Annotated in this window: 3 protein-coding genes and 5 pseudogenes; 4 read left to right on the top strand and 4 right to left on the bottom strand. The window is 62.0% G+C overall.

The genetic code is table 11. From position 1 onward, the window contains the following. Positions 1-439: pseudogene (gene istB, locus NKJ72_RS30710) on the bottom strand (IS21-like element ISSme2 family helper ATPase IstB); the annotation flags it as partial. 312 nt (positions 440-751) lie between these two features. On the opposite strand from istB (NKJ72_RS30710), the gene NKJ72_RS30705 reads away from it, so the two are divergent. The 4 genes and pseudogenes from NKJ72_RS30705 (at position 752) to NKJ72_RS30690 (ending at position 2,977) form a co-directional block, all read left to right on the top strand. Continuing rightward, positions 752-925, top strand: a complete 174-nt coding sequence (locus tag NKJ72_RS30705) for a hypothetical protein (RefSeq protein ID WP_156933500.1) — start codon at positions 752-754, stop codon at positions 923-925. Further along, positions 909-1,820 (top strand): recombinase family protein, encoded by a 912-nt coding sequence (locus NKJ72_RS30700; RefSeq protein ID WP_352480764.1) that lies wholly within the window; start codon positions 909-911, stop codon positions 1,818-1,820. Before NKJ72_RS30705 ends, NKJ72_RS30700 begins: the two co-directional genes overlap by 17 nt. A gap of 29 nt (positions 1,821-1,849) precedes the next feature. Then, a pseudogene (locus NKJ72_RS30695) lies at positions 1,850-1,987 on the top strand (recombinase zinc beta ribbon domain-containing protein); the annotation flags it as partial. Between the two features lie 96 nt (positions 1,988-2,083). Continuing rightward, a complete protein-coding gene (locus NKJ72_RS30690) occupies positions 2,084-2,977 on the top strand; it encodes a helix-turn-helix domain-containing protein (RefSeq protein ID WP_352480765.1) in 894 nt (297 codons plus the stop codon). A 34-nt stretch (positions 2,978-3,011) separates the two neighbouring features. On the opposite strand, the pseudogene istB (NKJ72_RS30685) reads toward NKJ72_RS30690, so the two are convergent. The 3 pseudogenes from istB (NKJ72_RS30685) to NKJ72_RS31115 form a co-directional block, all read right to left on the bottom strand. Then, positions 3,012-3,341: pseudogene (istB, locus tag NKJ72_RS30685) on the bottom strand (IS21-like element ISSme2 family helper ATPase IstB); the annotation flags it as partial. Beyond that, a pseudogene (gene istA / locus NKJ72_RS30680) lies at positions 3,341-4,626 on the bottom strand (IS21 family transposase). The pseudogenes istB (NKJ72_RS30685) and istA, both read right to left, overlap by 1 nt. Positions 4,627-4,770: 144 nt before the next feature. After that, a pseudogene (locus NKJ72_RS31115) lies at positions 4,771-4,951 on the bottom strand (hypothetical protein); the annotation flags it as partial. Between the last annotated feature and the right edge of the window lie 300 nt (positions 4,952-5,251).

The raw sequence follows: 5,251 nt of genomic DNA, 5'->3' as shown, positions 1-5,251 counted from the left end.
CTCCGGCCTTCTGCAGAAGGCCGGAGCGGCGCTTTTCGCGGAGCCGGTAGCTGTCACCCCGGATGGTGATCACCGTCGAGTGGTGAAGCAGGCGGTCCAATATCGCCGTGGCGACGACAGGGTCCCCAAAAACACTTCCCCATTCGCCCACGGAGCGATTTGAGGTGATCAGGATCGAGCCCTTCTCGTAGCGCCGGGACACCAGTTGGAAGAACAGGTGGGCGGCATTGGCCTCGAAGGGTAGGTAACCCAGCTCGTCGATGATCAGCAATTTCGGCCGCGACAGGATCGTCAACTGCTTGTCGAGCGAGCCGTCGTTGTGAGCCTTTGCCAGCATCGCCACCAAGGTGGCCGCCGTGACGAACTGGACGTTGTAATTCTGGCGGATGGCCTCGCGGCCGAGACTCACAGCCAGGTGCGTCTTGCCTGTCCCTGGCGGACTGGGCTCATAATGCCCGTTATCAGGATGGCGAGGCAAAGAAGATTGTCCGTTACGCCTTTCATCCACGTTCGGGCGGGGAGATTTTCGTCACAGGCCGTCAGCGTTATTGCGGTGAGCCGGCCTATGTCGGGCGACAACCGGATGGCAGCCTGGCGCTGATTCCGATCTGGATGACGGAAGAGATCGCCCTGACGATGGCGGTTCGCGAGGCGCCCCGTTTTCCCCTTTCATGTCTGCGCGACCTGCGCCGCGAGGTCGATGCATGTCTACGTTTTCTGCAGAGCGACTCACGCCAGCCAGGAGACGACCATGCAGCGCAGGCAATGCCGAACCGACCAGCCAGACCTGTTTTCCAAGAAGGCTCCGCCATCGAGTCTTCCAGGCGAAGTCCGGGAACGCACCCTCCCGCTGATCGAGACCTTGCTGAGGGAAGCGGTGGTGAGCCAGACGGGACGGGAGGCAGATCATGAAGATCACCGCTGAACATCTCGCGCGCGGTGCCTATGTCTATGTCCGGCAGTCGACGGCCGATCAACTCGTCAACAATCCCGAGAGCCGGCGACGCCAATATGGCCTTGCCGAGCGAGCGCGGTCCCTTGGCTGGAAAGACGCCATCGTCATCGATGAAGATCTCGGTCGTTCAGGGTCTGGCATCAGCCGTCCGGGCTTTGAGAAGCTTCTGGCGGCGATCTGCGAAGGTCGGGTTGGTGCGGTCCTCGCCATTGAAGCCTCCCGGCTGGCCCGCAATGGCCGGGACTGGCATACGCTCATCGAGTTTTGCGGCCTTGTCGGAACGCTCATCATCGATGAGGACGGCATCTACGAACCGCGTCATCCCAACGACAGGCTGCTGCTCGGCATGAAGGGCACGATGAGCGAACTGGAGCTTTCGATCCTGCGGGCCCGCTCGATCGAAGCCCTGAAGCAGAAGGCACGACGGGGCGAACTTTTCCTGACGGTGGCGATCGGTTACGTCAAGTCGGGCCGGAACCGGGTCGAGAAAGACCCGGACCTGCGGATCCGCGAGGCGATCGATCTTGTATTCCGGCGTTTCGACGAACTGCAGAGCATCCGGCAGGTGCATCTGTGGTTGCGCCGCGAGGGCATTATGCTCCCTGCCGTAAATTACACGCGCGCGGCGGACAGGGCGATCGTCTGGAAGCTGCCCGTCTACAATACGGTGCTCCACATTCTCACCAACCCGATCTACGCCGGCGCCTATGCGTTCGGGCGAACCTGCAGCAAAGTCACCATAGAGGCCGGACGCAAACGGATTTTGCGTGGGATCAGGCGCGATCGCGCCGACTGGGAGGTCTTGCTCATCGACCATCACGAAGGTTACCTGAGCTGGTACGATTTGAGAGGAATCAGCGCCTGATCACGGACAATGCCACAAGCAAAGGCCTGGTGCCGCGCGGTGCTCTTCGCCGGGGCGAGTTGCTGCTCGGCGGTCTCTTGCGCTGCGGCCATTGCGGCCGCAAGCTGCATGTCTCCTATTCCGGCAGCAACGGCAATACGGGGCGCTATCATTGCCGCGGAGCGCAGGTCAACCACGGAACCGACCCGTGCATCGGCTTCGGATCGTTGCGGGTCGATCAGGCGGTCAGCGCGGAGGTTCTTCAACGCCTTCAACCGCTCGGCATGGAAGCGGCGATCAAGGCCATCGAGACCTCCACCGTGCAGGCTGGAGAGAAGCGGCGCCATGTGGAGCTCGCACTCGAGCAGGCACGTTATGAAGCCGCCCATGCACGCCGCCAGTATGACGCCGTCGACCCGGACAACCGGCTTGTAGCAGGCGAACTGGAGCGACGCTGGAATGCCGCGCTCGTAGCCGTCCGCGAGCGTCAGGACGAGCTTGACGCGCTCGACCGCCACAAGCCTGAGGCTCTGGGAGAAGAGGAACGGCGGAGCCTGCTGCGCATGGGCGCCGATCTCGAACTGGCATGGCATCATGCCAACGCCACCGCCACCACGCGCAAGCGGATCATCCGTGCCGTGATCCGCGAGATTGTCGTCGCCATCGAAGACGACCACATCAAAATGCTGGTGCATTGGCAGGGCGGCGACCATACCGCGCTTTCGGTCAGGAAGAACAAGGCAGGCCATCACCGTTGGGGCGCCCCGCCGGACATCGAGGACCTGATCCGTGCCCTGGCACGCCAATTGCCGGATAGAGCGATCGCATCGCTTCTCAACCGGCTCGGCAAAACCACGGGTCGTCTGAACGGATGGACGCAGTCCCGTGTCTGCACTTTCCGCAACCAGCACGACATCGCCGTCTACAAAAAGGACGAACGGTCGGAGCGCGGCGAGTATACATTGCAGGAAACGGCTGCGAAGCTCGGCCTGCGGCCAATGACCGTGCTGCGCATGATCCGCGCCGGCGATCTGAAGGCCGAGCAGTATTGCAAGGGTACGCCCTGGATCATCCGTCATGAAGATATCGAGCAACTCGATATCCAGCACCATTCCGGCAGGAGCGGACACAGTCCATTATCACAATCACAGGATCAGCAGATCCAGCTTTTTCAATAACATAGCGAGGTATGCATTATGTCGTGGGATCGGTCGGTCCAAGGAATAGCACGGTGTCGCCGTGAGCGATCCAGCGGCAGGTCGAAAGCTCTCTGATCTGCCCCTGATCCAGCGAGGGCTGCGCCTCGAAGTCGAAGCCGCCCAGTTCGCGCACGAACGGGAACTGCGCCAGCTTGCTCGACATCGATATGCGCCGCTCGTCGCGCCGCGCGATCTCGCGCGACACCAGGAAGGCGAGAGCCTCACGCAATGTCATCTTCGAACGCGCTGCCTCGTCCAGCAACGTGTCGAGCTGGTCGCGGATCGCCGTCAGTTTCAGCCGGTCGAGCGTTGCGATCAGCACGTCATGATCCACGTTCGTCATCACCAGCCTCCTCCGACCACCGCCTCATATTCCGCAAGCGGCCGCAGCAAGACAGCGGGAGCGGTCTCGATGGGTTCTTTACGTACCGGCCCCTCGAAGCCGGCCACGCCAACAAAATGCGCCCGGTCCACAATCCGCTGTCGTCGCCCACGGCACAGGGGATGGTCGGCGACGACCTGGCCGGCATGACGGATAATCACGCGGCCGGCCAGCACCACGACCTGAACGCTTTCGCCGATCAGGCGCCAAGGGACGGAGTAGCTGTTGGTATCGAGGTCGATTGCGCAATCGGCTTGAACCTTGCGAACCAGATCCCGCAATTGTCCGAAGGGTGCCCGGCCGGCCAGCGGGCGTAGCGCCTTGGCTTCGTCGGCAAAACGCTCCGCCGGTTTGACACCGGTGGTGCCGTGTTCACGCTGGTCGGCTACGTCGCGTGTCCATCGGTCCAGGTGCGCTTCGAATTCGGCCCAGCTCTCGAAGCGCCGCCCGGCGATCGCGTTCTTCTTGACGTAGCCGACGCCGCGCTCGTCCTTGCCTTTCGTTCTCGCCGATACGGCGCGCAGGCCCGCGGCGTGAAGCCCCAATAACGGGCAAAAGCATGCAGTCGTGCGTTGAATCTCACCTCCCGCGTCACCGCATCATGGTGCTCGACCAGGGCCTTCGCATTGTCGATCAGCACTTCCGCCGGAACCCCGCCGAACCGCAGGAAGGCACCTTCCATGCCTTCAAACCAGTCTGCCTGGCGCTCCCTGAGTGACGCGCGAGCATGCATCCGCCGCGAATAACCCAGCGTCCCCACGAACAGGTGAACCCGAACCCGCTCGCCGCCGATCCACACCTTCGTGTCACCGAAGTCGATCTGCATCTGATGGCCCGGCGCCGTTTCGAAGCGGACCGTCGCCCGCTTCTGTGCCTTTAGCTCTCGCCGCCACTGCCGCACTCGAAGCTCCACAGAACGCAGACCGATGATAATTCCGTGCTCGCTCGCCAACTCTTGGCGGATCACATCCGCATTACCGTCATGCCGGAAAAAACGCTCTCGAAGCCAATCATCAAGCCCGTCGAACGCACTGCGCCGGGCAGGCTGTTTAAACGGTGAAGCTCCGCCCTCTCGGAGATATCGGCGAACCGTATGACGCGCGCATCCAAATTCCTTGGATAGACGTTTGGCACCCCAACCAAGCTCGTGCAGCCGCAACATTGCCACCACCTCATCAGCCTGAAGCATATCCCCGCCCTGCATCGTTCGCGACAATGCAGGATGCGCTGAAATCTCGATCGTCATCCATCACTCCTCGTTTGATACGAGGGGTCAGTTCTTCGCTTCGTTAGGGGGTCAGTTTTTCATTTCGCCCGACAGCCGTGTTCTGCAGCATGTTTTCGTGGATCTTCAGCTGGTTGGATCTGCTCCGCCAGCTGCGCGATCTGCGAGCGGGTCCGGAAAAGGCATTCCTCGCGTGCGGGAATAATCGGAGGTCGCGACCCGCACCGCCTCGACCTTGGATCATCCAGCCCGAGCCCAGACGCGACGGGATCGCGTTGATCTGGCGGGAGACCTCGTTGCGCTCGGCATCTGTAGAGCTCTCCGAGTCCGGCCCGGCGAAGGACCAGAGCCCTGTCAGGAGATGAATTCCCGGGCCCCGAGGCCGACCTGCTGAAGAACCCGGCCCATGCGGGGCATCCGCCTGCGGCTTCGGCAACGGCCTCCGGTGTTTTCCCGCTCTCGACCTGCCTTACAATTCGCTCTCGACCGCGCGCCGTCAGCCGGGCATTCTTGTGGACCTTTCATCCGGTTCTCCGAGAATCACTGAAGCTTCGACGACCTTGCGTATTCCGACGAAGCCGGCCATCGATTCCGATTTGAAGCCGGCCAGTCATTCCGATTTCATTCCGGCCGGTGTTCCGATTTG

It is taken from the genome of Mesorhizobium sp. M0045 (genome assembly GCF_040323385.1).
GTDB lineage: Bacteria > Pseudomonadota > Alphaproteobacteria > Rhizobiales > Rhizobiaceae > Mesorhizobium.
The sequence above is the reverse complement of the archived record's forward strand: the minus strand, read 5'-3'. Positions and strand labels throughout refer to the sequence as shown.

Excerpts from the sequence above, each read along its gene's own strand:
- NKJ72_RS30705 (WP_156933500.1), top strand. The coding sequence starts at position 752 with ATGCAGCGCAGGCAATGCCGAACCGACCAGCCAGACCTGTTTTCCAAG.
- NKJ72_RS30700 (WP_352480764.1), top strand. The coding sequence starts at position 909 with ATGAAGATCACCGCTGAACATCTCGCGCGCGGTGCCTATGTCTATGTC.
- NKJ72_RS30690 (WP_352480765.1), top strand. The coding sequence starts at position 2,084 with ATGGAAGCGGCGATCAAGGCCATCGAGACCTCCACCGTGCAGGCTGGA.